The organism is Enterocloster bolteae, assembly GCF_002234575.2.
GTDB lineage: Bacteria > Bacillota > Clostridia > Lachnospirales > Lachnospiraceae > Enterocloster > Enterocloster bolteae.
Map to the genome: position 1 here is coordinate 1506731 of NZ_CP022464.2, position 26403 is coordinate 1533133.

At 49.6% G+C, this 26403-nt stretch carries 26 protein-coding genes and 3 tRNA genes; 24 read left to right on the forward strand and 5 right to left on the reverse strand.

The genetic code is table 11. The features are described 5' to 3' along the window. Window positions 1-102 precede the first annotated feature (102 nt). The 6 genes from CGC65_RS30880 (at window position 103) to bcp (ending at window position 6200) form a co-directional block, all read left to right on the forward strand. The gene (locus tag CGC65_RS30880; protein WP_002565305.1) at window positions 103-1005 is read left to right on the forward strand and encodes a helix-turn-helix transcriptional regulator; all 903 of its coding nucleotides are present in this window, start codon (window positions 103-105) and stop codon (window positions 1003-1005) included. 187 nt (window positions 1006-1192) lie between these two features. Then, complete coding sequence (locus tag CGC65_RS07050; protein WP_002565304.1) at window positions 1193-2590, forward strand: ABC transporter substrate-binding protein; 1398 nt, start codon at window positions 1193-1195, stop codon at window positions 2588-2590. A 27-nt stretch (window positions 2591-2617) separates the two neighbouring features. Next, the gene (locus tag CGC65_RS07055; RefSeq protein ID WP_002565303.1) at window positions 2618-3511 is read left to right on the forward strand and encodes a carbohydrate ABC transporter permease; all 894 of its coding nucleotides are present in this window, start codon (window positions 2618-2620) and stop codon (window positions 3509-3511) included. Continuing rightward, a complete protein-coding gene (locus tag CGC65_RS07060; protein WP_002565302.1) occupies window positions 3504-4346 on the forward strand; it encodes a carbohydrate ABC transporter permease in 843 nt (280 codons plus the stop codon). Before CGC65_RS07055 ends, CGC65_RS07060 begins: the two co-directional genes overlap by 8 nt. A 64-nt stretch (window positions 4347-4410) precedes the next feature. Next, complete coding sequence (locus CGC65_RS07065; RefSeq protein ID WP_002565301.1) at window positions 4411-5625, forward strand: D-galactonate dehydratase; 1215 nt, start codon at window positions 4411-4413, stop codon at window positions 5623-5625. 107 nt (window positions 5626-5732) lie between these two features. After that, window positions 5733-6200 carry a thioredoxin-dependent thiol peroxidase gene (bcp, locus tag CGC65_RS07070; RefSeq protein WP_002565300.1) on the forward strand — a complete coding sequence of 156 codons (468 nt, stop codon included), beginning with the start codon at window positions 5733-5735 and terminating at the stop codon, window positions 6198-6200. 57 nt (window positions 6201-6257) lie between these two features. Here the strand turns inward: bcp and CGC65_RS07075 are convergent, their stop codons facing one another. From CGC65_RS07075 to CGC65_RS07090, 4 genes are all read right to left on the reverse strand, one after another. Continuing rightward, entirely contained in the window at window positions 6258-6896 is a 639-nt protein-coding gene (locus CGC65_RS07075) for a sce7726 family protein (protein WP_002565299.1), read from the reverse strand. Window positions 6897-6909: 13 nt separating this feature from the next. After that, window positions 6910-8037 carry an MFS transporter gene (locus CGC65_RS07080; protein ID WP_002565298.1) on the reverse strand — a complete coding sequence of 376 codons (1128 nt, stop codon included), beginning with the start codon at window positions 8035-8037 and terminating at the stop codon, window positions 6910-6912. A gap of 105 nt (window positions 8038-8142) precedes the next feature. Beyond that, window positions 8143-8216, reverse strand: a tRNA-Met gene (locus CGC65_RS07085). A 20-nt stretch (window positions 8217-8236) separates the two neighbouring features. Further along, a tRNA-Val gene (locus CGC65_RS07090) sits at window positions 8237-8309 on the reverse strand. A 178-nt stretch (window positions 8310-8487) separates the two neighbouring features. On the opposite strand from CGC65_RS07090, the gene CGC65_RS07095 reads away from it, so the two are divergent. The 14 genes from CGC65_RS07095 to CGC65_RS07160 all read left to right on the forward strand — a co-directional run bounded on the left by CGC65_RS07095 (window position 8488) and on the right by CGC65_RS07160 (window position 19129). Next, window positions 8488-9411 carry a diacylglycerol/lipid kinase family protein gene (locus CGC65_RS07095; RefSeq protein ID WP_002565297.1) on the forward strand — a complete coding sequence of 308 codons (924 nt, stop codon included), beginning with the start codon at window positions 8488-8490 and terminating at the stop codon, window positions 9409-9411. A gap of 72 nt (window positions 9412-9483) precedes the next feature. After that, window positions 9484-10035: a 2-C-methyl-D-erythritol 2,4-cyclodiphosphate synthase gene (gene ispF, locus CGC65_RS07100; RefSeq protein WP_002565296.1), complete on the forward strand. Its 552-nt coding sequence runs from the start codon at window positions 9484-9486 to the stop codon at window positions 10033-10035. 83 nt (window positions 10036-10118) lie between these two features. Continuing rightward, window positions 10119-11528 (forward strand): cysteine--tRNA ligase, encoded by a 1410-nt coding sequence (gene cysS / locus CGC65_RS07105; RefSeq protein WP_002565295.1) that lies wholly within the window; start codon window positions 10119-10121, stop codon window positions 11526-11528. Further along, the gene (locus tag CGC65_RS07110) at window positions 11513-11983 is read left to right on the forward strand and encodes a Mini-ribonuclease 3 (protein ID WP_002565294.1); all 471 of its coding nucleotides are present in this window, start codon (window positions 11513-11515) and stop codon (window positions 11981-11983) included. The genes cysS and CGC65_RS07110 overlap by 16 nt, the downstream gene beginning before the upstream one ends. After that, a complete protein-coding gene (gene rlmB / locus CGC65_RS07115) occupies window positions 11980-12723 on the forward strand; it encodes a 23S rRNA (guanosine(2251)-2'-O)-methyltransferase RlmB (protein WP_002565293.1) in 744 nt (247 codons plus the stop codon). The genes CGC65_RS07110 and rlmB overlap by 4 nt, the downstream gene beginning before the upstream one ends. A gap of 30 nt (window positions 12724-12753) precedes the next feature. Then, complete coding sequence (locus CGC65_RS07120; RefSeq protein ID WP_002565292.1) at window positions 12754-13677, forward strand: transglutaminase-like domain-containing protein; 924 nt, start codon at window positions 12754-12756, stop codon at window positions 13675-13677. A gap of 15 nt (window positions 13678-13692) precedes the next feature. Next, entirely contained in the window at window positions 13693-14751 is a 1059-nt protein-coding gene (locus tag CGC65_RS07125; protein WP_002565291.1) for a type II secretion system F family protein, read from the forward strand. Window positions 14752-14768: 17 nt separating this feature from the next. After that, window positions 14769-15098, forward strand: coding sequence for a hypothetical protein (locus CGC65_RS07130; RefSeq protein WP_002565290.1), 330 nt, complete (start codon window positions 14769-14771; stop codon window positions 15096-15098). A 13-nt stretch (window positions 15099-15111) separates the two neighbouring features. Continuing rightward, on the forward strand, window positions 15112-15606 hold the full coding sequence (locus CGC65_RS07135; RefSeq protein ID WP_002565289.1) for a DUF4860 domain-containing protein: 495 nt from the start codon (window positions 15112-15114) through the stop codon (window positions 15604-15606). Further along, entirely contained in the window at window positions 15599-16114 is a 516-nt protein-coding gene (locus CGC65_RS07140; protein WP_002565288.1) for a hypothetical protein, read from the forward strand. Before CGC65_RS07135 ends, CGC65_RS07140 begins: the two co-directional genes overlap by 8 nt. Before the next feature lie 51 nt (window positions 16115-16165). Beyond that, on the forward strand, window positions 16166-16645 hold the full coding sequence (locus CGC65_RS07145; RefSeq protein WP_002565287.1) for a hypothetical protein: 480 nt from the start codon (window positions 16166-16168) through the stop codon (window positions 16643-16645). 25 nt (window positions 16646-16670) lie between these two features. Then, complete coding sequence (locus CGC65_RS07150) at window positions 16671-17732, forward strand: type IV pilus twitching motility protein PilT (protein WP_002565286.1); 1062 nt, start codon at window positions 16671-16673, stop codon at window positions 17730-17732. 122 nt (window positions 17733-17854) lie between these two features. After that, a complete protein-coding gene (locus tag CGC65_RS07155; RefSeq protein WP_024725852.1) occupies window positions 17855-18802 on the forward strand; it encodes an L-lactate dehydrogenase in 948 nt (315 codons plus the stop codon). A 254-nt stretch (window positions 18803-19056) separates the two neighbouring features. Further along, window positions 19057-19129, forward strand: a tRNA-Thr gene (locus CGC65_RS07160). Window positions 19130-19354: 225 nt separating this feature from the next. Here CGC65_RS07160 and CGC65_RS07165 read toward each other — a convergent pair. Then, window positions 19355-20536 (reverse strand): ISL3 family transposase, encoded by a 1182-nt coding sequence (locus CGC65_RS07165; RefSeq protein ID WP_002578414.1) that lies wholly within the window; start codon window positions 20534-20536, stop codon window positions 19355-19357. Window positions 20537-20703: 167 nt separating this feature from the next. On the opposite strand from CGC65_RS07165, the gene CGC65_RS07170 reads away from it, so the two are divergent. The 4 genes from CGC65_RS07170 (at window position 20704) to CGC65_RS07185 (ending at window position 26277) form a co-directional block, all read left to right on the forward strand. Then, entirely contained in the window at window positions 20704-21063 is a 360-nt protein-coding gene (locus tag CGC65_RS07170; RefSeq protein WP_002565282.1) for a hypothetical protein, read from the forward strand. Between the two features lie 454 nt (window positions 21064-21517). After that, window positions 21518-22051: a hypothetical protein gene (locus CGC65_RS07175; protein WP_002578384.1), complete on the forward strand. Its 534-nt coding sequence runs from the start codon at window positions 21518-21520 to the stop codon at window positions 22049-22051. A gap of 6 nt (window positions 22052-22057) precedes the next feature. After that, window positions 22058-23692: a GH3 domain-containing protein gene (locus tag CGC65_RS07180; protein WP_002565280.1), complete on the forward strand. Its 1635-nt coding sequence runs from the start codon at window positions 22058-22060 to the stop codon at window positions 23690-23692. A 14-nt stretch (window positions 23693-23706) separates the two neighbouring features. Further along, window positions 23707-26277 (forward strand): histidine kinase N-terminal 7TM domain-containing diguanylate cyclase/phosphohydrolase, encoded by a 2571-nt coding sequence (locus CGC65_RS07185; protein WP_002565279.1) that lies wholly within the window; start codon window positions 23707-23709, stop codon window positions 26275-26277. Window positions 26278-26403 lie beyond the last annotated feature (126 nt).

The window sequence follows — 26403 nt, forward strand, 5'->3', positions numbered from 1 at the left end:
AGTATAAATAGCCGGGGAATGCTGAGGTTTATCAGTGGCATGCCAATAGGTGCGGGGAGCTGCGTTTTTGACATATAGAAGCAGGTATGTTATAGTTACCACATGGAGATTAAGATTAATGATTACTATGAGCCGGACCATTTCCGGGCAATCAGTGAGGATAATTATAATATTTCACGGACCTGTGAATATGAGAAGAACGAGATGCACCACATCCATAATACCAGTGAGATTCTCCTGGTGGAGGACGGGGCTGCGGACTACTATATCTCAGGCAGGAAGTACCATGTGGAGCCCTATGATATTCTGGTCATAGGTGCCATGGAACACCATCTGAGGCGGATTGACAGGCTGCCGTTTTCAAGATACGGCTTCACAGCCAAACCAACCTACTATAGAAGTATTATCTTGGACCATGACCTGCAGAAGGTATTTGGTACGCCCCCGCCGGATGTGTTTGTCCAAAATTATAAAAATGTGGACCGGGCGGTGTTTGGACATCTGATCGATATGCTGTGCTATTTAAAGGAGGAGGGCGAGGTGCATAAGCCCTTCCGTACCCAGATTCAGCGGACCATTATCACCCAGATAGCAGTGCTGCTGTTTCGAGTCTTCCGGTTTGAGCGGAGTGAGTCGGGTATCTCGCCTTCCAATGCCAGGATGCTGGAGATTAAGGAATACATTGATGTTCATTTTAATGAGGAGCTGAACCTGAATATGCTGGGTGAAAAATTTTTTCTTCACCCAACAACCATCAGCAAGGATTTCACCAAGTATTGCGGATACAACTTAAACAAGTACATCAATACGGTGAGGGTCTGCGAGGCTGCCAGTTTATTGGAAAATAGTAGTGATAGCGTGGCAGTGATAGCGGAGAGATGCGGTTATGACAGCGTAAACACATTTTTAAGGCAATTTAAATCAATTATGGACGTTTCTCCCCTTCAATACCGTAAATCTGCACATGAATGGTGGGAAACAAGCAGACGATGCAGAAGAAAGTAGCTGGTGATTTTTGTATACCAGCTGCTATTTTTATGCAGATTTTTGTCACAGGACAAAAAAATGGTGATTTTTGACTAAATAATAATCACATTCCTCATATCAGTTGTTGTATGATATTCCCATCAGAACAAACGATTACCGGCCGGTAATTAAGAGAGATTTATAACAATGAAATGGAGGAACTGACATGAAAAGAAGATTCTTATCAGCAATGCTTTCCGTAGTGATGGCGGCATCCCTTGTGACAGGATGCGCAGGCTCATCATCCGGCACGGCAGATACAAAGGCAGAGGAAGTAAAGGCAGGGGACACAAAGGATAATGGCGGTACCGGGACGGGAAATAAGGATACACAGGCCGCGTCCGGAGAACAGGTTACTTTGACCGTCATGGACGGATATGCGCCTGAGGATCCTCATGGCCAGTACATATATCAGTACGCAGAGGAATTTATGAAGGAAAATCCGGACATTAAGGTGGAAATCCAGGCCATTGCCTCCGGTGATATTTATACAAAGCTGGCAGCCATGGCAACCTCCCCGGATGACCTTCCCACCATGTTCTTCACATCTGCTGACCAGGTGCCCACCCTTTATGACCTGGGTTTGACAGAGGACCTTAACAACTGGATGGACAAGGAAGCTATTGACGGCCTGGCAAACGGCGTTATGGATGCCTGCACCATTGACGGGCAGATGACCTATTATCCGGTGGCCGTACAGCCGCAGGCCGTTATCTACCGGATGGATCGTTTTGAGGAAGCTGGGCTTAAAGTGCCTGCCACATGGGATGAGTTTGTGGACTGTGCAAAGGCGCTGACAAAGGATACGGACGGGGACGGACAGGTGGACCAGTGGGGATTCTCCATGGTAGGCTCCAATAATTCCTCAGGGCAGAGCCGTTTTATGTCCTATCTCTGGAGCAATGGATATGAGCTTGCTTACCAGGAGGATGGATCGGATGAGTGGAAGACAGATATTACCACAGACCCGGCATTCGTGGATGTATTTTCTAAGTGGACAGATATGAACAATGTGGAGGGTGTGGTTCCAACCGGTATCACAGAGGTGGATTATCCCACAGCGGCAAACTACTTTGCCATGGGCTATACCAGCATGTTCCTTACCGGACCAAATGCCCTGGGCGTTGCTTATGCCAACAATCCTGAGTTAAAAGGAAAGCTTGGTTCTTTTAAACTCCCCGGAGAGTATTCAGGCACTATGCTGGGAGCTGAGGGATATGCTATTACCGCCAAATCAACTGACGCAGAGAAGGCAGCTGCCGCCAAATACCTGGCATTCTTTACCTCCCACGATAAGGATATGAAGTTCTGGGAGTCCAGCGGCAAGATTCCGTCCACCACCGAAGGACAGAAGGTTTCCTATATAACAGGAGATGATTATGCAGGTTTCTTAAAGCAGATTGAGGACGGCTGCCGTCCGACCCTGGCTTTTGCGGGAATCAGCGGACTTAAGAGCGCCCTGGGCGATGCCTATGCAGCTGTATTCAGCAACGAGAAAACAAACGACCAGGCAGCGGAACAGCTGGTAAAGGATCTTGATCAGCTCCTGGAAGATTACAATTAATACAGGCAAAGAAAGGGTCATGATATCATGTCTAAGGTAAAAACAAAAGGAACCGCGGGTAAAATCAAATACCAGAATGACGGATACTTATTTGCATTCCCCATTGTATTCATGCTGGCAGCCCTTATTATATATCCCATGGCCTATGGCTTTTATATCAGCTTCTTCAATACTAACCTGGTGACTAAGTGGAAATTCGTAGGCTTCAAATACTATATAGAGGCGTTTACAGATCCGTCTTTCTATAAATCGGTGCTGCTTACGTTTGAGTTCATGATATTTGTGGTAATCGGGCATTTTGTCCTGGGTTTCATCCTGGCAACCTTGCTAAACAGGGAGTTCAGGGGAAGGACTGTATTCAGGGTCATTTTTATGCTCCCATGGCTTTTTCCGGAAGCTGTCATAGCCCTTTTGTTTACCTGGATCATGAATCCCATGTATGGTGTACTAAACGATATGCTGAAGTCACTGGGTATCATTTCAGCCAACATATCCTGGCTGGGCAGCAAGGAACTGGCGTTTCCGTCCGTGGTGTTCACTTGTATATGGAAGGGATTTCCTCTGGTCATGACCATGATACTGGCCGGACTCCAGAGCATCTCCAAGGACCTGTATGAGGCGGCGGTGATTGACGGGGCAAATAAGTGGGACAGCTTCCGCTACATCACCCTGCCTTCCCTAAAGCCTATTCTGACAACGGTGATTATCCTGGACAGCGTGTGGTGGTTCAAGCAGTATACCCAGGTCTTTACCATGACAGCGGGCGGGCCGGGCACAGCCACAAACCTGATCAGCCTGAGCATATACGGAACCGCATTCAATGACCTGAGATTCGGTAAAGGAGCAGCATGGGGAATCCTGGTTTTCATTATCTGTTATCTCATAAACTCTGTGTATAAGGTGGTGCTGAAGGATGAATAAAATGAAGTCGAAACGCAGAATGGAACAAGTGCTCTGTTATGTGGTACTGATTCTGCTGGCCCTTATGGTGCTGGTGCCTGTTCTCTGGATGATTTCCACTGCCTTCAAGACAGAGGCCCAGACCTACTCGCCTAAACCCCAGTGGATACCGGACCCAATCAGCCTGGAGTCCTTCCGCAAATTCTTCACTACCTACAATTTCGGAAGAATGACCCTTAACAGCCTGGTAACATGTATCTTTGCCATGATTATCTGTATTACATGTGCATGTCTGGCCGGCTACGGGGTGACCAGATTCCAGTTTAAGGGTAAAAAACAGCTGATGGATTTCCTTCTGGTAACCCAGATGTTTCCCAGCGTCATGCTGGTGGTACCGTTCTATGCGGTGCTTTCCAAATACCATATGACCAACAAGCTGATTGGGCTTATCATTGTATATGCAGCCACCAATGTGGCCTTCAGCACATGGATGCTGGTTTCCTACTTTAAGACAGTACCCATTGAGCTGGACGAGGCGGCCAGGGTGGACGGGGCATCCAGCTTCCGGATTTTTTGGAACATCATACTGCCCCTGATAGTGCCGGGCATTGCAGCAGTTGCCATATTTGTCCTGTTCAGCGGATGGAATGAGTATATGTACTCCTCAGTCCTGATTTCCAACGACCAGTTGAAGACATTGACCGTGGGCATCATTTCCCTGAATTCCCAGTACCAGATTAAATGGAATGATCTGATGGCTGCTTCCACTGTGTCCAGCCTGCCGCTGGTGGTTCTCTTTATATGCTTCCAGAAGTATTTTATTGCAGGCATGACAGGCGGGGCAGTTAAGAGCTGATACTGTATGGGCGGAGGTTACATAATACGGGGATATATATTATAAAAAACAGGAGAATTAGAACATGGATAACATAACAATTCGGGATATAAAAGTATTTGTGACAGCGCCAAGGGGAATTAATCTGGTCATTGTCAAGGTAGAGACATCGGAACCCGAACTCTTTGGATACGGATGCGCTACCTTTACATGGAGGCACAAGGCTGTGGTTACAGCCATCGAGGAATATCTCTGCCCTATGTTAAAGGGAAGGAGCGTACATAATATAGAGGATATCTGGCAGACCATGATGGGAAGCTCTTACTGGCGCAATGGTCCAATCCTCAACAATGCAATATCAGGAGTAGATGAGGCCCTGTGGGACATCAAGGGAAAGCTGGCCGGTATGCCGCTCTACAGCCTGCTTGGCGGAAAGGCCAGGGAAGGCGTGACGGTTTACCGCCATGCAGACGGAGGATGCCTGGAAGAGGTAAAAGAGTGCATCAGCCGATATATTGAGGAAGGATACCGGCACATCCGCTGTCATATGGGGACCTACGGCGGGAACTTCGACGGCAGGCGCCAGCAGATGGTAAAACCGGAGGGGGCACCGGAAGGCGCGTATTTCCATCCGAAAATGTATATGGACAGTGTAATCCGCCTGTTTGAGCAGGTGAGGAAGGATTTTGGATGGGAGCTTGAGGTCATGCACGATGTTCATGAGCGGTTATCACTGGCAGACACCCTTGCTTTTACAAAGGAACTGGAACCATTTAAGCTGTTTTTCCTGGAGGATTCTCTGGCTCCTGACCAGGTAGGGTATTATAAGTATATGAGGGAGCAGACAGCTGTGCCCTTTGCCATGGGAGAGCTGTTTACCAATCCGGCTGAGTGGAAAACCATTATCCAAAACCAGTGGATTGATTTCATAAGGGTGCACTTAAGCGATATAGGAGGTATAACCCCTGCTGTAAAGCTGGCTCATTTCTGCGATGCATACGGCGTGCGGACCGCATGGCACGGTCCCAATGATCTGTCACCGATTGGAATGTGCGCGCAGATGCATCTGGACCTGAACAGCCATAACTTTGGAATACAGGAGTTCTCCGGTTTTACCCAGGAGGAAGAGGCTGTATTCCCGGGCTGCCCGAAAATCAGGGATGGGTACGCATATGTGGACGACACACCAGGCATTGGTGTTGGCTTTGATGAGAAGGAAGCCGCCAAATATCCGGCAGTGGATATGGATCACAGCTGGCTGTTTGCAAGACTGCCTGACGGGACGGCTGTAAGGCCGTAGGATGGACAAAGGAGTCCTTGACAAGCACGGATACCTGCAATAATATAATCTCATAGGCCAGTGCGCGTTCTGTGAGCCTGGCCAATTGCTTAAGGAGGATACGGGACATGTTAAGTGCAGGGATAAAGGCACCGGATTTCACATTAAAAGATAAGGACGGAAAGGAAGTTAAACTGTCTTCTTTTCTTGGCCGCAAGGTGGTATTGTATTTCTATCCAAAGGATAACACGCCCGGATGCACCAGGGAGGCATGTGCCTTTGCAGGCGCGTACATTGGATTTAAACAGAGGAACGTGGAGGTCATAGGCGTCAGCAGGGACAGTGAGAAGTCCCATGCCAACTTCGCCGCCAAGCATGAACTTCCCTTCATCCTTCTGTCCGATCCAGAGCTTACTGCCATCCAGGCATACGATGTGTGGAAGGAGAAAAAGCTTTACGGCAAGGTTTCCATGGGAGTGGTGAGAAGTACCTATGTAATAGATGAGAATGGCGTCATCGAGAAGGTGTTTGAAAAAGCAAAGCCGGATACCAATGCCCAGGAGATACTGGATTATCTGGATGGTAAGGCGGAATAGAAAAGTGGAACAGGTAATATAGACCAATAAAATGCGGATTAGGAAAAGGCAGGCGTATCATGAACGTCTGCCTTTTCGGGTGCGCCCGGCGCGCCCTTTCATGGTGCCAGCGGTCCGGGTCTTTTTAAATTCCTGTATCACATGTTCAATTTCGTTATAATCCCGTTCAAACAGGGCGCCGCTTATCTGCTTTGACAGTATTTCTTCAGGTATCTTTTCTGCGATTTTATCAATGACGAATTGCTTGCTCTTTTCCTTGTATTTAGGCATATCGTTCAATTCCTGGATATGGGCCAGCTCCGGCCGCCAGAGGATACTGAGCTTTTTCCTGAGATTTACCCCGGGATTTGGCCTGGCCTCCCTGAGAAGATAAAAGTCCGCCTGTCCGGCCACCTGCTCCACGGTGATGATTCCCCACCATTCAGGGACATGTTCTTCGATGTGCAGGGCATGGCTGGAGCCGGCCGCCACATAATTCCTGTCGTAAAACTGGTCATAGTCTTTTACCTGGCGTTTCAGACGGGCATAGGTGTCGGCGTCACTCTTAATTTCGATACCTGCCACCAGATCCGGCAGAACCATGACGATATCCGCCCTGGATTTTCCTATCTGTTTTTCTTCCAGAATACGTATTTTTCCGTACATCTCCTCCAGAAAATCAAAGAGAGGCTCCCGTATATCCTTATCGTAGAGCATGGCTTCACAGCTCCTATTCTTTCAGACGTTTTACAGCCACGCTGAATAGAAGCATGCCTGCGCAGGGAATGATATTGGAAGCCATTCCGATTTCAATGCCTGCATGTTCAGCCACCATGCCGATAATCCAGGGCATGATGATAGCGCCGCTGCTGGCAGCCGGAAGCATGATTCCCATGCTGGCCGCACTGGTCATACGGCCTGCGCTGGCCACGGCAGTGGGATTCATGCCGGCCATGGCAAAGGCAAAGGCGAACAGCAGCAGGATGGCAGCGGTCTGGGTACCGGCCATCATCAGGCCCAGGTAGAAAATGATGCAGCCAATACCCATCTTAATCATGGCAGAATAGCTGTTTTTGATAGGAATTACAAATGCTATGAGCAGGCGGGCAATCAGGGTGGCGCCCCACATCACGGTCACGGTGTAAGGACTGAGGGAACCTGATATGATGCCATTTCCTTTAAAATATGTAACCATCCAGCCGGTTACGCTGGTTTCCGCCGCATTCTGGCAGAACAGGAGACCGGTGAGCAACCAGAATTTTTTGCTTTTAAGGAAGCCCTTATCTATGCTCCTGTCCTTTTTCATGGCCTTTGTTTCCGCGGGAGTCACACAGAAGGTCAGCCACAGCAGGAAACCGCAGGATGCTAACACCAGCATGGGAACGGCATTCCCTGCCTTCATGGCCGCGCCGATGAAGAACGGACACAAAAGCGCGCCCAGGGCGTAACAGCTGTGCATAATGTTCATGCCCTTTGTACGGTCGCCGGAGTTATCAGCCACCAGGATGGTGCAGGTGTTGATGGTGCTTCCTTTGGCAACGCCCACCAGGAAAAAGCCCAGCATAAGAACCAGCATCCATCCGGAAAATCCCATGATCAGATATCCAGCTCCATAGCCTGCTGTCAGGAGCACCACGGTTTTCTTGGTTCCGATTTTCGCAGGCAGCATGCCGGAAGCAAAACCGGCCAGCAGATTACCAATACTCATAAGGGACAGCAGTGTCCCTGTCATGCCGTATGCAAAGCCGTAGGTCTCCTGCAGCATGCTTACGACCACGCCGCTGCTGATGGCGCATATGCCGCTTAGAAAAAACGCGAGAAATCCTGCGTTTCTTTGAAAGATTTGTTCCTTTTCCATGATGCTTGTGTCCTCCCTGGCAGATTTCAGACGGATAAAACGCCCTGGCAGGCAAATACCCGGCGACAAAATAAAAGAAGCCTTGACAATCCAAAGCTTCTCGAGTAGCGGAAGGGAGACTTGAACTCTCGACACCACGGGTATGAACCGTGTGCTCTAGCCAACTGAGCTATTCCGCCATATTTAATTTGGTAGATAGTGGGGCCTACAGGGCTCGAACCTGTGACCCTCTGCTTGTAAGGCAGATGCTCTCCCAGCTGAGCTAAGACCCCATATCCTGCCGTCGTTTGTGTCTCACTCGCGACTGCCTGTACAGTATATGATAAATTGTGGTAATTGTCAAGACTTTTTTTACAACTTTTTTTATAGAAATTTTCTTAGTGTTTTATAGGGTATTATGCTATAATTTAAGGCAGAGTAAAATAGTAGAAAGGACGACCTGAATCCTTCATGTATAACTTCATTGTAAATCCCAAAGCAGGCTCCGGCAAGGGTCTTAAAATCTGGAAAGCCATAGCCCGTTATATGGAAAGTCATAATATTGAATACGAAGTTTTCCTGACAGAAGGCATTGGGGACGCAAGAACCGCGGCAATGCGGCTGACAGACAGCTATGATGAGCCAAGATATATCATCGCCGTGGGCGGGGACGGAACCATGAACGAGGTTCTGGACGGTGTGTCTTTCCATGGGCCTTTAAGTCTGGGCTACATCCCGGCCGGTTCCGGCAACGATCTGGCCAGGAGCCTTCGCATGCCCGGACGCACCATAAAGTGTCTTAAGAAACAGCTGGCCCCCCGGCATTTCACCATGATTGATTACGGAGTCCTTACCTATGGAAATCAGGAGGTATCCCATCGCCGGTTTCTGGTCAGCGCCGGAATCGGATTTGACGCAGCAGTCTGTCAGGATGCCCTGTCCTCCAGATGCCGCCAGCGTTTAAATCGTTTGGGTATGGGGAAACTTTCTTATATACTCATAGGTATACACCAGTTTTTTAAATGCAAATCCTGCAAAGGATACATTTTACTGGACGGGGTAAAAAAGGTGGAGTTCAACAACATCCTTTTCATATCCTGTCACATACAGCCCTCAGAGGGCGGCGGCTTCCTCTTTGCCCCCAGGGCAGACGGAAGCGACGGAAAATTAAACATCTGCGTCATGAGCCACGGTACCAGGACAAAGCTGATACCCGTCCTGCTGTCAGCCCTCATAGGAAGGCGCCGGCCCAAAGGTGTCAGAACCTACGAGTGCAGGGAAGTATCCATCCACACGGAAGCAGCCCTGCCCGTCCATGCAGACGGAGAAAGCTGCGGCTTTCAGACCGACATCCAAGCCAGCTGCATAGCCAGGAAGGTAAGGATGATGATATGACGCGGGCAATGAGCGCAGCGCAGTCACGGTGTGATGGTGGAGTAGCGCAGACGCAGTAAAAAAGGAGACACAATGAGAATCGGACAAGGATACGATGTTCACAAATTAGTACAAGGCCGGGACCTAATCTTAGGCGGCGTCAATATCCCATATGAAAAAGGCCTCTTAGGCCATTCCGACGCGGACGTTCTGGTCCACGCGGTGATGGACGCCCTGTTGGGGGCGGCAGCCCTGGGAGACATCGGACAGCATTTTCCGGACACGGATCCGGCATATAAAGGTATTTCCAGCATAGAACTGTTAAAGAAGGTAGGAGAACTTCTGGACGGGAAAGGGTACGTGATTGAGAATATAGACGCCACCATCATAGCCCAGCGTCCCAAGCTGGCTCAATACAGGCCGCAGATGGCGGCAAACATAGCAGACGCCCTCCATCTGGACGTGTCCAGGGTAAGCGTCAAGGCCACTACTGAAGAAGGGCTTGGATTTACAGGAACCGGAGAAGGAATCTCTTCTCAGGCAATTACCTTATTGACGGAAACAGCAGATTACTGCTATGATAGTAAGATAATGGAAGGCGGCTGTGGAGGCTGTCCTGGCTGCAGCCGGGCGAAGGAAGAATAAGACAGGATAAAACACATTCTGACACAGCTGACCTGGTATGTTCCAGACATGCCGCAAGAGATTCATTTGAGGAGAATAAGAGTATGAAGATATTTAACACACTGAGCAGAAAAAAAGAGGAATTCGTTCCGCTGACCCCGGGGGAGGTCAAGATGTACGTCTGCGGCCCTACGGTGTATAATTTCATCCATATAGGAAACGCCAGGCCCATGATTGTATTTGACACGGTACGCAGGTATTTTGAGTATAAGGGTTACGACGTGCGCTATGTGTCCAATTTCACGGATGTGGATGACAAAATCATAAAAAAGGCAATTGAGGAAGGTGTGGACGCTGACACTGTGTCCCGCCGGTACATTGAGGAGTGCAAAAAGGACATGGCAGCCATGAATGTAAAGCCTGCCACGGTCCATCCTCAGGCAACCCAGGAAATCTGCGGCATGCTGGAGATGATACAGACCCTTATCGACAAGAACCACGCCTATGTGGCCGGGGACGGGACCGTGTACTTCAGGACAGGTTCCTTTAAGGAATACGGAAAGCTGTCCCATAAGAACCTGGATGAGCTTCAGTCCGGATTCCGTGAAATTAAGGTCACCGGTGAGGAAGGCAAGGAAGACCCCAACGATTTCGTGCTCTGGAAGCCTAAAAAGGAAGGGGAGCCTTTCTGGGAGTCGCCATGGTGCGACGGACGTCCGGGCTGGCATATTGAGTGCTCCGTTATGTCCAAACGCTACCTGGGCGAGCAGATTGATATTCATGCCGGAGGCGAGGATCTGATATTCCCTCACCATGAGAACGAGATTGCCCAGAGTGAGTGCGCCAACGACAAGAACTTTGCCACATACTGGATGCACAACGCATTCCTTAATATTGATAATAAGAAAATGTCCAAATCCCTGGGGAATTTCTTTACAGTAAGGGAAATCAGTGAAAAATACGACCTGCAGGTACTGCGCTTCTTCATGCTCAGCGCCCATTACCGCAGCCCCCTTAACTTCAGCGCCGACCTGATGGAGGCTTCCAAGAACGGCCTGGAGCGTATCCTGACCTGTGTGGAGAAGTTAAGGGATCTGGAGGCAAAGGCTTCCGACAGCTCCAAGACTGCCGGGGAGCAGGCAACTATGGAAGAGGCAGATAAGCTGCGGGGCAAGTATGAGGAAGCCATGGATGATGACTTCAACACCGCGGACGCTATTTCAGCCATATTTGAACTGGTAAAGCTGGCAAATACCACTGCAGATGAATCCGGTACCAGGGAATTCGTATCTTATATGAAGACAATGATAGAAGAACTATGCGATGTACTGGGCATTATCACGGAGAAAAAGGAAGAAGTGCTGGACAGCGAGATCGAAGAGATGATTGAAGCCAGACAGCAGGCCAGGAAAGATAAGAATTTTGCGCTGGCGGATGAAATCCGCGGAAAGCTTCTGGATATGGGAATTGTATTAGAGGACACCAGAGAGGGCGTAAAGTGGAAGAGAGCGTAACCATTCAGGAATTTCTCACATATTATAGACAGTGCATGAGGCTTGAACCAGTGGATGAGAATTCTTACTCGCCACTGGTTCTGGCCTATATTGGAGATTCGGTGTATGAGGTCATCATACGCACAAAGGTGATAAACCGGGGCAGCATGCAGGTGAATAAAATGCATAAGCAGAGTTCGGAGCTTGTAAAGGCCGGGACACAGGCAGAGCTTATAAAGGCCATCGAGGACATGCTTACCCAGGAGGAACATGCCGTGTTCAAGCGGGGGCGCAATGCAAAATCAGCCACATCAGCCAAGAACGCTTCTGTCATTGATTACCGCATGGCCACAGGAATGGAAGCCCTGGTAGGGTGGCTGTTCCTGAGGCAGGAATACAACAGGCTGGTATATCTGATAAGCCAGGGACTTGAAAAGCTGGGCAGGATGCCGGACCCGGAAGGAGATAAGACATGAGATACGAAGAACTGACCATAGAGGGGCGCAATGCCGTGCTGGAGGCATTCCGGTCCGGCAAGACCATCGACAAGCTGTTCGTGCTGGACGGCTGCCAGGACGGTCCGGTGCGCACCATCCTGAGGGAAGCCAGGAAATACGATACCATCATCAACTACGTGCCAAAGGAAAGGCTGGACCAGATATCCGAGACAGGAAAGCATCAGGGTGTGATCGCCTATGCGGCAGCCTATGAGTACGCCGAGGTGGAGGATATGCTGAAAGCGGCAGAGGAAAAGGGAGAGCCGCCCTTCCTCATACTGTTAGACGGCATAGAGGATCCCCACAACCTGGGAGCCATCATCCGTACGGCCAACCTGGCAGGGGCCCACGGCGTCATTATTCCCAAACGCCGTGCCGTGGGACTGACAGCCACCGTGGCAAAGACATCGGCAGGAGCCTTAAACTATACGCCGGTAGCCAAGGTCACAAATCTGACGGCCACCATGGAAGATTTGAAGAAAAAGGGCATGTGGTTTGTCTGCGCCGACATGGGCGGAGAACTCATGTATAAGATGAACCTGAAAGGTTCCATCGGACTGGTGGTGGGAAATGAGGGGGAAGGGGTCGGCAAGCTAGTGCGCGAGCACTGTGATATGGTTGCGTCCATTCCCATGAAGGGGGATATTGATTCCCTGAACGCATCGGTTGCGGCAGGCGTGCTGGCCTATGAGATTGTAAGGCAGCGCCTGGAGATGTAGTCCTTTTAGAGAAAAAGGAGTGATAACGATATGAAGACAGCATATAAACCTGTTGTAAAGCTTGCAGCGGCAGCGGCAGCGGCTTTTTTTGCCGTCAGCAGTATCCAGGTACCGGTGACGGCCCTGGCCTACACAAAGCCTGCCGGAAGTCATGTACTGACTCCCATTGCTTCCGGAGTCACTACATACAGCAATGAGAAGGCTACCCTGGACGCATCCAATGTGTCGGAGGGGTATATTATGGTAAAGTACACGGGAAGCGTGGGCAAGATTAAGGTCCAGATTACAAAAAGCGGTTCCGAGACATATACATATGATTTGAGCAGCAGCGGCGTATACGAGGTGTTCCCTCTGTCTGAGGGCAGCGGCAGCTACTCGGTGAAGGTGTTTGAAAATATCCAGGGAAACCAGTATTCCCAGGCCTTCAGCCAGAATGTAAATGCCACTATAACCAACCAGTTCGGACCATTCCTGTACCCCAACCAGTATGTGAATTTCAATGCTGCCAGCGCAGCGGTGCAGACAGGCGCATCCGTGGCTGCCAGCGCAACGGACCAGTTGGAAGTGGTGTCCAACGTATATAACTATGTAATCAACAATGTCACCTATGATACGGCCAAGGCAAGTTCGGTCCAGTCCGGCTATCTGCCCAATGTGGATGTGGTTCTGGCGCAGAAAAAGGGAATCTGTTTTGACTACGCGGCCCTTATGACAGCCATGCTCAGATCCCAGGACATTCCTACCAAGCTGGTAGTGGGCTATACGGGGAATCTGTATCACGCATGGATTAATGTATATCTGGAAGGCCAGGGATGGGTGGATAATATCATCTACTTTGACGGCAACAGCTGGAAACTGATGGACCCCACCTTTGCGTCCTCCAGCGGTCAGAGCCAGGAAATCATGCAGTACATTGGAAACGGCTCTAACTACAGGGCAAAATACAGCTATTAAGGGGAGGCAAAAGAGATGGCGAAAAAGGGAGAGGCTTATTACAGGTATTCCTATGAGGAGCTGTCGGCATTCTGTCTGCAGATATCTCTGCTGCTGGAAGCAGCTGTTCCGTTAGAGGAAGGGCTGGCCATTATGGCTGAGGATGCAGCCTCGCAGGGCGAGAAGGATATGCTTTTGTATATGGCAGAGGGCGTGGAGCTGGGAGATCCCTTCTTCAAAGTTATGGAGGATACGGGTGTATTCCCGGCTTATGTGGTGCGTATGGCCAAGCTGGGACAGCAGACAGGAACCATGGACCAGATGATGAAATCGCTGTCCGATTACTATGAGAAGGAATACCGGCTCCTGCGGGCCATAAAGAATGCGGTCACATATCCTGTGATGATGGTGGTAATGCTTTTGGTGGTCCTCTTTGTGCTGTTTTCCAAGGTCATGCCCGTGTTCAACAAGGTATATGAGCAGCTGGGGGCCCAGATGCCGCCTGTGGCAGCCTCGGCCATGAGGCTGGGAGGCTGGTTAAGCGGCGCAGCCCTTATTGCGGGGGCTGTGCTGGCCCTGGCATTGTGCGGGATCTGGACAGCCTCCAAATTCGGCAAACGCTTTGCCCTGGTGGAGCGCTTTGTGAATTTTGTGAAGGGACGCAGTAAGATTGCCCTGGCAGTGGCCAACCGGCGATTTACTGCTGTGCTGGCCCTGACCTTAAAGAGCGGTATGGAGCTGGAAAAGGGGATGGACCTGGCAAAGGAGCTGGTTGAGAATGAAAGCGTGGCAGTCCGCATCGGGAAATGCTCGGAACAGCTCCAGGTGGGTGAGAGCTACTACCAGGCCATGAAGGATACCGGCCTGTTTTCCGGTTTTTATGTACAAATGATTAAAGTAGGAACCAGAAGCGGCCACCTGGACAGCGTTATGGATGAGATATCCCAGGATTATGAGGAGATGGCTGATACTGCCATTGATGATATGATTGCCAGGTTTGAACCGACCATTGTGGCAGTTCTGGCTGTATCAGTGGGACTTGTCCTTTTGTCCGTCATGCTTCCTCTGGTGGGCGTATTGTCCGCTATCGGATAACAGTTAGGAGGCAGTAAATGAAGGTTAAGTCTGAGAAAAAAGAGAAGAGCCAGGCACTGGGTTACATACTGTCCCTGGCGGCCATGGCGGCCATGGTGGCATTATTTGCTGCCGCTGTGCTGAATTTTTCGGGTAGGACAGGCGCAAGGGAGGAGGAGACTCTCAGAAAGGCAGTGGCAAGGGCTTCGGTCCAGTGCTATGCCATTGAGGGCCGTTATCCGCCCAGCGTGGAATATCTGGAGGAGAATTACGCGGTCCAGATTAACAGAAAGAAATACAATGTGTTTTACGATGGTTTCGCGTCCAATGTGATGCCGGAAATAACCATCATACCCATAGACGAGTAGGGGGCATACAGTTATGAATCGGAAAACAGACAAAAAGGGGAATGCCGTTAGCGTGCTTTTTACCATGCTGTTGTTTCTGGTATTTGTGCTGTGTGCCCTTTTCACAGTGCTGATTGGCAGCCGGGTATATGAAAATATCAATGTGCGCAGCGATGCCAATTATACAGGCAACACAGCCCTCAGCTACATTGCCAACAAGGTGCGCCAGGGCGACCGGGCCGGGATGGTAAATGTGGCGGATGTGGATGGGATCCAGGTGCTGGAGATGAAACAGGAGATTGGGGATTCAGAATACGTCACATGGATTTACTGGGACGAAGGAAGCATCCGGGAACTGTTTACAGACACATCCAGCGGTCTGGGGCTTGCGGACGGTCTGGAGATTTTAGAATGCCAGGGCCTGAAGTTTTCTAAGGACGGCAGGCTGCTGCGTATAGAGACCGTGGGAGAGGGCGGCGGAAGCCTGGAGCTTTCTCTGCGGAGCGGAGGACTTGAGACGGATGAATAGAAAAAGCGGGTCCGGTTCAGGGCCATTTTTAATGGAAATGCTGGTGGTGGTGGGGTTTTTCATCATCTGCGCCAGTATCTGTGTTCTGGTGTTTGTGAAGGCTGACAACATAAGCAAAGATGCCCGGGACATAAATCAGGCGGTGCTTAAGGCGCAGAGTCTGGCAGAAGAGCTTAAGGCGGGGCAGGCTCTGCGGTGGTCAGAGATGCTGCCGGACCGAAACATATGGGAACACCTGGCAGATGCCGATGAGGGAAACCAGGAACAGGTTCAGTGGAACCAGGAGCTGGTACAGAGCGAAGGCTACGAAGGAATCCATACCATGTACTGGAACAGCAGCTGGGAGGAAACTGAACCTGACAGTGAACCCGCCTTTTTGGGGGTCATATACACCGGAACAGTGGATAAGATGGAGCGGGCAGACATACTTATCATGCGCTACGGCAGAGGGGCCAATAAGGGAAAGATGCTGTACCGGCTGCAGACAGAGACCTATGCCGGCCCCTAAAACTGTGTACCGCCGTATTTAGGGAAAATGAAACACGGAAAGGAAAGACAGATGGCAGGAGAGGCATCCAGGAATAAAGTGAATATAGGGGCGTCGTCCCTGATTCTTATTTTCATTGTTCTGTGCATGGCAACCTTTGGACTGCTGTCCTTAAGCAGCGCCCAGGGCGATTTAAAGCTGGCCGGGCGCAATGGGGAGGCGGTCCAGGCTTATTATGAGGCGGACAGCAGGGGGCAGCAGTGGCTTAAGGAAGTGGACCAGGTCCTGACAGAGGAAATGGGGGAGGGAAAGGATTCCACCCAGTGCAGCCTGGATATCAAGGACAGGCTGGGAGAGCTTTACAACAGGGAAACCGGCCTTATTTCCACGGACATCCCTATGGACAGGGGACAGTCTCTGCGCATTGAGCTGGTTCTCATGTGCGGGGAAAAGCATTACGATATAAAGTCATGGTATGTATATGCCAGTGATGAGTATGAAATAGATAATTCTATGCCTGTGTGGGGCGGAGCAGCCCCGTCCCAGGAATAAAACAGAGGCAAAAGGAGCAAAACAGATGAATGTGATGGAATTGCTTACATCGGCCGTGGAGAAGAATGCGGCTGACATATTTCTTATACCAGGCATGCCCTTCTCCTATAAGATTGGCGGCCGGATTATCTATCAGGGTGACAACCGGATCATGCCCGATGAGATGGACAAGATGATTACCGAGATATACGGCCTGGCAAAGAACCGGGGCATGGATAAGGTCCAGTCCCACGGAGATGATGATTTTTCCTTTGCCATACCGGGGGTATCGCGCTTCAGGGCCAGTGTGTTCCGCCAGAGGGGCTCCCTGGCAGGAATCATCCGGGTGGTGCGTTTTGAGCTGCCGGATGCCGGACAGCTCCATCTGCCGGACAGCATCATCGGCGTATCCAGGCTTACCAAGGGAATGGTCCTGGTGACCGGACCCGCAGGCAGCGGTAAGAGCACAACCCTGGCCTGTATTATTGACGAAATCAACAGCACCAGAAACGCCCATGTCATCACACTGGAGGACCCCATCGAATACCTGCACAGGCATAAACAGAGCGTGGTGACCCAGAGGGAGATTGTTACGGATACGGACAGCTACGTCACAGGTCTGAGGGCATCCCTGCGCCAGGCGCCGGATGTTATTCTGTTAGGTGAAATGAGAGATTATGAGACGATCAGCATAGCCATGACAGCAGCGGAGACAGGTCACCTGATTCTCTCCACCCTTCATACTGTGGGAGCAGCCAATACCATTGACCGTGTGATCGATGCATTTCCGCCAAACCAGCAGCAGCAGATAAGGACCCAGCTGGCCATGGTGCTGGATGCGGTTATATCCCAGCAGCTCATACCTACAGTAGACGGCGGGGTGCAGCCAGCCTTTGAAATTATGTTTTTAAACAATGCAATCCGCAATATGATACGGGAATCCAAGATTCACCAGATAGACGGAATCATTGCCACCTCCCAGGAGGAAGGTATGATATCCATGGATAACAGCCTTATTAAATTATACCGTGACGGAGTGATTTCACGTGAAAATGCGATAGCTTACAGCAGCAACAGCGAGTTAATGGAAAAGAAACTGGCCAGGTAGCCGCCGGACCTGCCGGAGGTCCTGGAAAAACCAATTGGGAATGCTGCCGGAATAAGACGCAGGTTTTCCAGATATACTAAGGTTATGAACAGCAGACCGGGACGGTGGGAAAGGAGCAGCACGTGAGAGCAGATAAGAGGAAAGTGGTAATCGTAGGAACTGGAATGGTGGGCATGAGCTATGCCTATTGCCTTCTGAATCAATCGGTGTGTGATGAGCTGGTGCTCATTGATGTAAATAAGAAGAGGGCCGAGGGGGAGGCAATGGATTTAAACCATGGCCTGGCATTTGCCAATTCCAGCATGACAATATATGCAGGGGAGTATGACGACTGCAGTGACGCGGATATTGTGGTCATATGTGCCGGCGTGGCCCAGAAGCAGGGTGAAACCCGGCTGGATCTTCTGAAAAGGAATGCTGAGGTGTTCCGCTCCATCATTGAGCCGGTTACCTCATCGGGCTTTAACGGACTGTTTCTGGTGGCAACCAATCCGGTTGATATCATGACCAGGATAACCTGTACCCTGTCAGGCTTTAATCCGAGACGGGTACTGGGAACAGGAACAGCCCTGGACACAGCCAGGCTCAGATACCTGTTAGGCGATTATCTGAAGGCGGATCCCAGAAATGTCCATGCCTATGTCATGGGAGAGCATGGGGACAGCGAGTTTGTGCCGTGGAGCCAGGCACTGCTGGCCACCAAGCCCATACTGGAACTGTGCGGAGAAAACGGGGAAGCGGTATGCCGGCAGCGGTTTGATGAAATCGAGGAAGAGGTCCGCACGGCCGCTTACAAAATCATAGAGGCCAAGAGTGCCACTTATTATGGCATTGGTATGGCCCTTACCAGAATAACCAAGGCCATTCTGGGGGATGAGCACAGCGTACTTACCGTATCCGCCATGCTGCGGGGAGAGTACGGTCAGATGGACGTATTTGCCGGAGTTCCCTGTATTATCAACCAGAACGGGGTACAGAGGGTCCTTCCCCTGTCCCTGACACCGGAGGAGCTGGAGAAGCTGGGCCGCTCCTGTGATACGCTGCGTGAAGGATATGACGGGATTTTCTGATATATGGAAATGGGTTGATTGGGGATTCGATTTTTTAGAATCTTTTGGGAAGCCGCCGCACAGACTGCTGCTCATGATTGCCGGGAAGGCTTGCGGGAGCAGCGGTTTGTACTGGCGGGGATAGAAGGTAAGAAAGAGAAGGCAAGAAAGAACCGTTGGTGAATTGTTTGAAAAAATTGAAAATTATTGTTGACAAAACCATACGGACATGATAATATATACAAGGTTCGCGAGAGCGCACCAAAACAGAATAAGCTGCTGTGGCTCAGTCGGTAGAGCGTCGCATTGGTAGTGCGGAGGTCACGGGTCCGATTCCCGTCAGCAGCTTGTGGAGAGCCTGGTATTTACCAGGCTTTTTTTCTTTTGTTCTCCATGGTACATATTGGAAGTATTAGTATATTTTAAATATTAACGGCTCTTTGTCAATAGTTGGGGTGGGATTTGTTAAAATCCCGCCCCAATTCTATGAAAAGGGCCCTTTTTATGTTTAGTTCCAGGTTTTACTGATTTTGGGCATGCCAAATAAGCCTCCGCATTACCGACCTTTTTATCCTATGATGTACAGTGAAGTATCCGGGTTCGGAACCGTTTGAAATTCCGGATTCCGTAGCTGCTCCGTTTTAATACCTTTATCTTGTTGTTAAATCCTTCTGTGGGACCATTTGTCAATCCGTATTTAAAGGCATTCAGGATTTCTTTTCGCCAGGCCCTGTAGGTCTTAGCACAGTCCTCAAATTCCTTGATCCCACAGCTCTGTGCATTCGCAATCCAGTCATCAAATTCCCTCTGCTGCTGACGATACGCTTCCATCTGGCAGATATCATAAAACCACTCTTTCATGCGGTGTGCCAGACGCAGATCCTCGCTATAGTGAAGCATTAAATCACAGGCCTGTTTGTTCTCATCCTTCAGCTTTTTATAGCGGGTCAGAATGAGTTTCCGGCTGCGTTTATAATACTTACGCAGAGAAACCGGCATGGACCGCTGCAGCCGTTTGCGTACATTTTCAATCGCCCATGTCACCTGCCGGATGAAATGATATTTATCCACGATGATTGTAGCGTTTGGAAAGAAGGTCTGTGCAAGTTCGGTGTAGGGGCGCCACATATCGCAGACGAAGAACTTTACCTTCAGGCGTTCTTTCCTGGGAATGTTCCGCCAATAATCAGCCAGATGGCTCTGTGTCCGATCCGGGAGAATGTCGAGGATCCGGCGCTTTTTCGGATCAACCAGAATGCACTGATATTTACCGGTAGAAGCATTGCCTTTGAATTCGTCAATGGAAAGCGCTTGTGGAAGCTGGTCAGGCGGAGGATAGCAAATCGTGTCCAGAAGGCGGCAGACCGTCTGGACGGAAACACCGGTAAGCTCTGCGATCTGTTTTAAGGAAAAGGTCTGCCGGAGCAGGGAGACAATGTAAAATGCCAGTCTGCGGGTCCTGCGGTGGTAGCTGGGGAGGAACGAATAGGATTCCGTGAACCGTTTGCGGCAGTATGGGCAGAGGTAGCGGCGTTTGCGAAGGAGCAGGATTACTTGTTTTCCCAGTAAGGGAATGTCCTGGACTTCTTGTAAACGGTAATCATGAATCCGTTTAGTTTTAGCCCCACAGCAGGGACAAGTCTGTTCTACCGGTTGGGACTGGATGAAAATTTTAATGAAAGAGTCTGCCTGAACCACTTTTTTAATAAAAACACCTTCCAAGTTAAGGAAGGCCTTGGTATAATTAGGGTACATCTATAAGGGGTCACCTCCGTAACATTAAACTTTGGTCGGGATAATGTGTTTAGGAGGCTTCTTATAGATGTATTTTATTACAACGAAAAGAATGTTGGAAGTGTGCTTTTCAGCACACCCCAACATTCAGTATAGAACCATATTAACATGCAAGGAGAGGAGAGGTTATGCTGCAGACACAATACGAATTCACTTTGCCGAAAGGGTACATGGATGAGGAAGGAAATCTTCATAAGAATGGGATCATGCGCCTGGCAACAGCAATGGACGAAATAAGAGCAATGAGGGACCCAAGGGTAATGCAGAACCCGGATTATGCGGCAATTATTATATTATCCCATGTTATTATAAAACTGGGCAGTCTTCCGCTGGTAACAGTTGAAACAATAGAAAAGTTGTTTGCTTCTGATTTGAAATTCTTACAGGAGATGTACGAAACCCTAAACGGATTAGAAGGACCTGTGGTTCGTGTCACCTGTCCATATTGCGGCAAGGAATTTACAACAGAAATGGATTTTAAGGGATAGGAATTTTAAGGGATAGGAATTTTATGTGGTAAGAATTTTAAGAGACAGCCTGGGCTGTCTCTTTTTTTGCCGCAGCCATAGGAGCATTGGCGCCACAATCCAACTTATCCTTTTATCCTTGTAAATGTCCATATCAATCATCATCCTGGAAGAGTATCTTTAAACAGGCGAGGGGAGAATAATTGTATCTAAAAAACAATAAATTTAGCATGATTACAAAATAACCTAATTATTTATAAGAAAAGATAAATAATACCTGGACAAATCCCTTCCTTTTTCGGCATATTTATGATAGAATTTATACTATTCGGCAAATAGTTGCTATTTACATGATACTTTACATAATTTCCCAAAGGTTGAGAACAGATGGGAGGATTTATTTTAGATACGGTTGGGAGTCTGGAATCATGAAGAGAGCGGACTCCCTTTTATATATGGGGAAGGGGGGATATAGGTGTTGGATTGGGGCTTTGGATTAGGGGCCTTTGGAATGTTTTTCCTGTATGACTGGAATCGGGTTTTTTTGAAGAAAAAGTGGTTTTTACCGCTTTTTGCAGCAGGGAACCTGCTGCTGGCTGTGGTGGGAGGAAGAATGGTATATGCCTGCGTCTCCTCAGGAATTAAGGAACAATCTGTATGGCTCCTTCCTGGCGCATTTTTTCTGGCTGTATTGATTTATACGCTGTATTTTGCATTGCCCTTTGACAATACATACTGCCAGGAGGCGGATCGGCACAAGGTCTGCCGCTCAGGTATGTATGGCTGGTGCCGTCATCCAGGCATCTGGTGGTTTTTTGGCTGCTTTTTCTGTACGGGCCTGTCCACCGGGGAGCTGAACCGGGTGATGCTCAGTCTTTGCCTTTCTTTGCTGAACCTTTTGTATGCCTGGTATCAGGACAGGCTTATATTTGTAGAGGAGTTTTCTGACTACAGGGAGTATCAGGAACAGGTACCATTTCTATTACCCAGACTGTGGAAAAGGCGGTGAATCAGAATGACATTTGAGGAAAAGCTGACCAATCAGGAGTATGACAGGATATGGCAGGAATACTGCGGATTTCTGGACCTGGACATGGCGTCTTATATGAAAATCCAGAGAAGGCTTTTGGAGGAGCAGATGGGACTCTGGTGCGCCAGCCCTCTTGGAAAGAAAATTCTAAAGGACAAGAGACCGGAGAATATAGAGGAGTTTAGGGCCATGGTGCCGTTGACTACCTATGAGGATTATGCGGATGTTCTTCTCCTTAAGAAGGAGGACATGCTTCCTGATAAACCCATTATATGGATACAGACCACCTGGGAGGGCGGCAAGCATCCCATTAAGGTGGCGCCCTACACCAGCGGCATGCTGAAGACCTATAAAAATAATATCCTTACCTGCCTGATGATGGCAACCAGCAAGGGCAGGGGAAGTTTTGACATCGGAATCGGCGATACATTTTTATACGGCCTGGCGCCTTTGCCCTATATCACGGGCCTGATTCCCCTGGGATTGTCGGACGAGCTCCATATAGAGTTTCTTCCTCCGGTGGACGAGGCCGTAAACATGACCTTTTCCGAGCGGAATAAGAAGGGATTCAAGATGGGGTTGGGAAAGGGGATTGACTTCTTCTTTGGCATGGGCAGCGTGGCTTATTTTGTGAGTATGAGTATTGCCAGTCTGTCCGAGGGCGGTAAGAAGGGCGGGTCTTTCCTTAAAAAGCTGTTTACCATGCCCCCCTCCATGACCCTGCGGTATCTTAAGGCTAAGAAACAGTGTGAAAAGGAAGGACGGGGATTGATGCCCAAGGATCTGTTCAGGCTGAAGGGATTTCTGTGCGCCGGAACAGATAACCGCTGCTATAAAGATGACCTGGAGGAGCTGTGGGGCATCAGGCCCGTGGAGGTGTTTGCGGGGACAGAGCCCAGTTTTATCGGGACAGAGACATGGAACCGCAACGGACTGTACTTTTTTCCAGATGCATGCTTTTATGAATTTATACCGGAAGCGGAAATGTACAAGAATCTGGATGATCCCTCCTATGTTCCCAGGACCATATGTATGGATGAGGTGGCAGCCGGGGAGGTGTATGAAATTGTCCTTACCGTGCTGAAAGGCGGGGCATTTGCCCGGTACCGGGTGGGGGATGTCTACCGCTGTCTGGGACTTACCAGCAAGGAGGATGAGACACGGATTCCCAGGTTTGAGTACATTGACCGGGTACCGGATATTATTGATATTGCCGGTTTTACAAGGATTTCGGAAAATTCCATTAAGAATGTTATCAGCCTTTCCGGAATTGATGTGACGGACTGGGCAGCCCTTAAGGAGTTTACTGAGGACAGAGGGAGGCCATACCTCCATATGTACGTGGAGCTGGCGCCGGGCTGCGTGGTGAACCGGGCCGTAAGCCGGGAACTTCTGAAGGAACACCTGACCATTTATTTTAAATACGTGGACCAGGATTACCATGATCTGAAACGTATACTGGGTATGGACCCGCTGGAGATAACTGTCCTGCGGTGCGGCACCTTTGCCTCCTATCGGGAAAAGACAGGAAAGACACTGCGGCATATCAACCCGTCCATCCACGATATACAGGAAATGATAAAGATGCAGGCGGCTTTTGACGGGCACAGGAGATATTAGGAGATACTGATTGTATGAGAAGCTATGTTTTTATATCCATAACAGCTTTATATTTCTATACCTTTCTTATGCTGGCTTTTATGTCGGCTAAGAAATCACGGCTGATTCGTGATTTTATCGCTGTGCTGGGCGCCATGATTCTGTGGACCGGCGGTTCCCTTTTGATGAGGCTTCGGGCCTGGCCGTCCTATGAGCTGTGGTTTCATCTTTCGCTGGCAGGAATCAGCTTGGTGCCGTGTGCGTTTTTCTGCTTTATCAGGGATTTCTGCGGCCATAAGGCGAAAAGCTCCCACAGGATGTGGCTGGTGCTTATCCTTCTGGTGAACCTCTATAATATATGGACAGGAAACCTGGTCCAGCCGCCTGCTATCGAGTGGAATGGAGCCAGCGCCGTGTTTGTCTATCATATGGACTGGCGTGCCAGCATTATGTACGGACTCTGCTTCCTGGTAATCATACATACGGCCGCCATCATATGGAGCAGCCGGAAAAACAGGGCCCTGAAGGCCAAGGTGGTACCGCTGCTGTCAGGTATACTCCTGCTTTTTGCAGGCAATATGGCTGTGCCTCTGTTCAATGGATTTCCCATTGATATACTGTCAGGGGTGCTGAATGCAGGGGTGATGTTTTATACGCTTTATTCCAGGCATGTGTTCCGCATGACCCTGCTGGTATCCAGAGGCAACTGCTACATCATTGCCATGGCAGTAAGCGCCCTGGCCTTTTACAATGTGGCCCAGACCCTGGACGGCATCATCCGCAGGGATATACCAATGCTGGCCCCTTTCAGCGTCATGATTGTGGCTACTATGACCATGCTGGTCACACTGCTGATTTACATGGTGGCCAAAGGATTTTTTGACCGGATTTTTATTAAGGAGGAGGTGAGCCAGACAGAACGTCTCAGCGAATACACCGCCATTGTGTCCCAATCCCTCAGACTGACTGAAATCCTGAATGCCCTGGTGAACGTCATAGGAAATACCCTGCACACAAGGAAGATTTATATTTGCATCAGGGATTCCCAGGGGAATTATCCGGCTGTATTCAGCAGCAGTCCCCTGGATGACAAGAATTTTTCTCTGGCCGGCAGCGCGCCGCTTATCAACTGGCTTAAAAGCCATGATTCCTGTCTGCTGCTTAAGGATTTCCGCAGGACCGTGGAATACAAGTCCATGTGGGAGGAAGAAAAATACCAGATGGAGGTCCTTAAGATTGAGTGTATTCTGCCTCTTAAGGATGGGAACGATCTGGCCGGACTGGTGCTTTTAGGGGGCAGGGAGAAGCGGGGAAAGATGCGTACCCAGGGGTATTCCGAGGAGGACATCATATTCCTTAACTCCATTGAATCCGTAAGCTCCATTGCGGTGAAGAACTCCAGGCTTTATGAAAAGGCATATGAGGAAGCCAGAACAGATGAGCTTACCGGACTCTTGAACCGGAAATATTTCTGCCAGACACTGGAGGAAAATTACGAAAAATGCAGGCGGACCTCTCTGGCCCTTGTCATCTTCAACGTGGATGATTTTAAGCTGTACAACCAGCTTTACGGCAATCATGAGGGAGATAAGGCACTGGTGCATATTGCGCGTATCATACAGGGGACTGTGGGGGATAACGGCTACTGCGGACGCTACAGCGGCAAGGAATTTGCCGTCATCCTGCCTGATTATGATATCTATTCAGCGCAGAACCTGGCTGAGAACATTTCGCGGCAGATCCAGAATATGAATCTGGACTGTACGGACACTTACTTAAAGCCCCTGACTGTCAGCTGCGGAATCTGTGCGGCTCCGTACGCAGCCGCGTCCATGAATGAGCTCATATCCAATGCAGACTGTGCGGTATACCATGTGAAGCGTTCCGGAAAGAACGGAATCCGGGTATACTCGGACGGAATCATCGGGGTGAGGGATACAGACGAGGGACTGGCAAAGAAGCACCGAAGCATGTATTCTGAGTATGCTCCCACCATCTATGCCCTGACAGCTGCCATTGACGCAAAGGACCATTATACATTCCAGCATTCCAAGAATGTGGCCTATTATGCCCATGCCATGGGACAGGCCCTGAAAACCAGCGAGGAATACCAGGAGATTCTTAAGGAGTCGGCCCTGCTTCACGATATCGGAAAAATAGGGATACCGGAAAACATACTGAATAAAACCGGAAAATTGACGGATGAGGAGTACAGTACCATGAAACGCCATGTGGAGGCATCCGTGGAAATCATACGCCACCTCCCCTCTATGGATTATGTGATTCCCGCTGTTCTGGGACACCATGAGCGGTATGACGGAAGGGGATATCCCAGGCGCATCGCAGGGAAGGATATACCTCTGGCAGCAAGAATCCTTTGTATTGCAGATTCCTTTGACGCCATGGTATCCAAGCGCAGCTACAAGCCCAGCATGTCGGTGGAATTCGCTGTCAATGAGCTGGAACGGGGCGCGGGAACACAGTTTGATCCGGAGCTGGTGCCGGTATTCATCGGCCTGCTGAAGGATGGAATGATCAGGCCTGCGCTGAACGATGGGAATGACGTCTGCAGCAGGGAGCCGGAAGGGACGGATGCAGAGATTTAATAAATGCATATAAAATGGGTATGAAATAAAATTATTATAAAATAAAATGATGCAGAAAAGCCTGTTCACACATTATAAAGCGTGAACAGGCTTTTATATATGGGTTGGTCAGAGCACAGCCGGAAC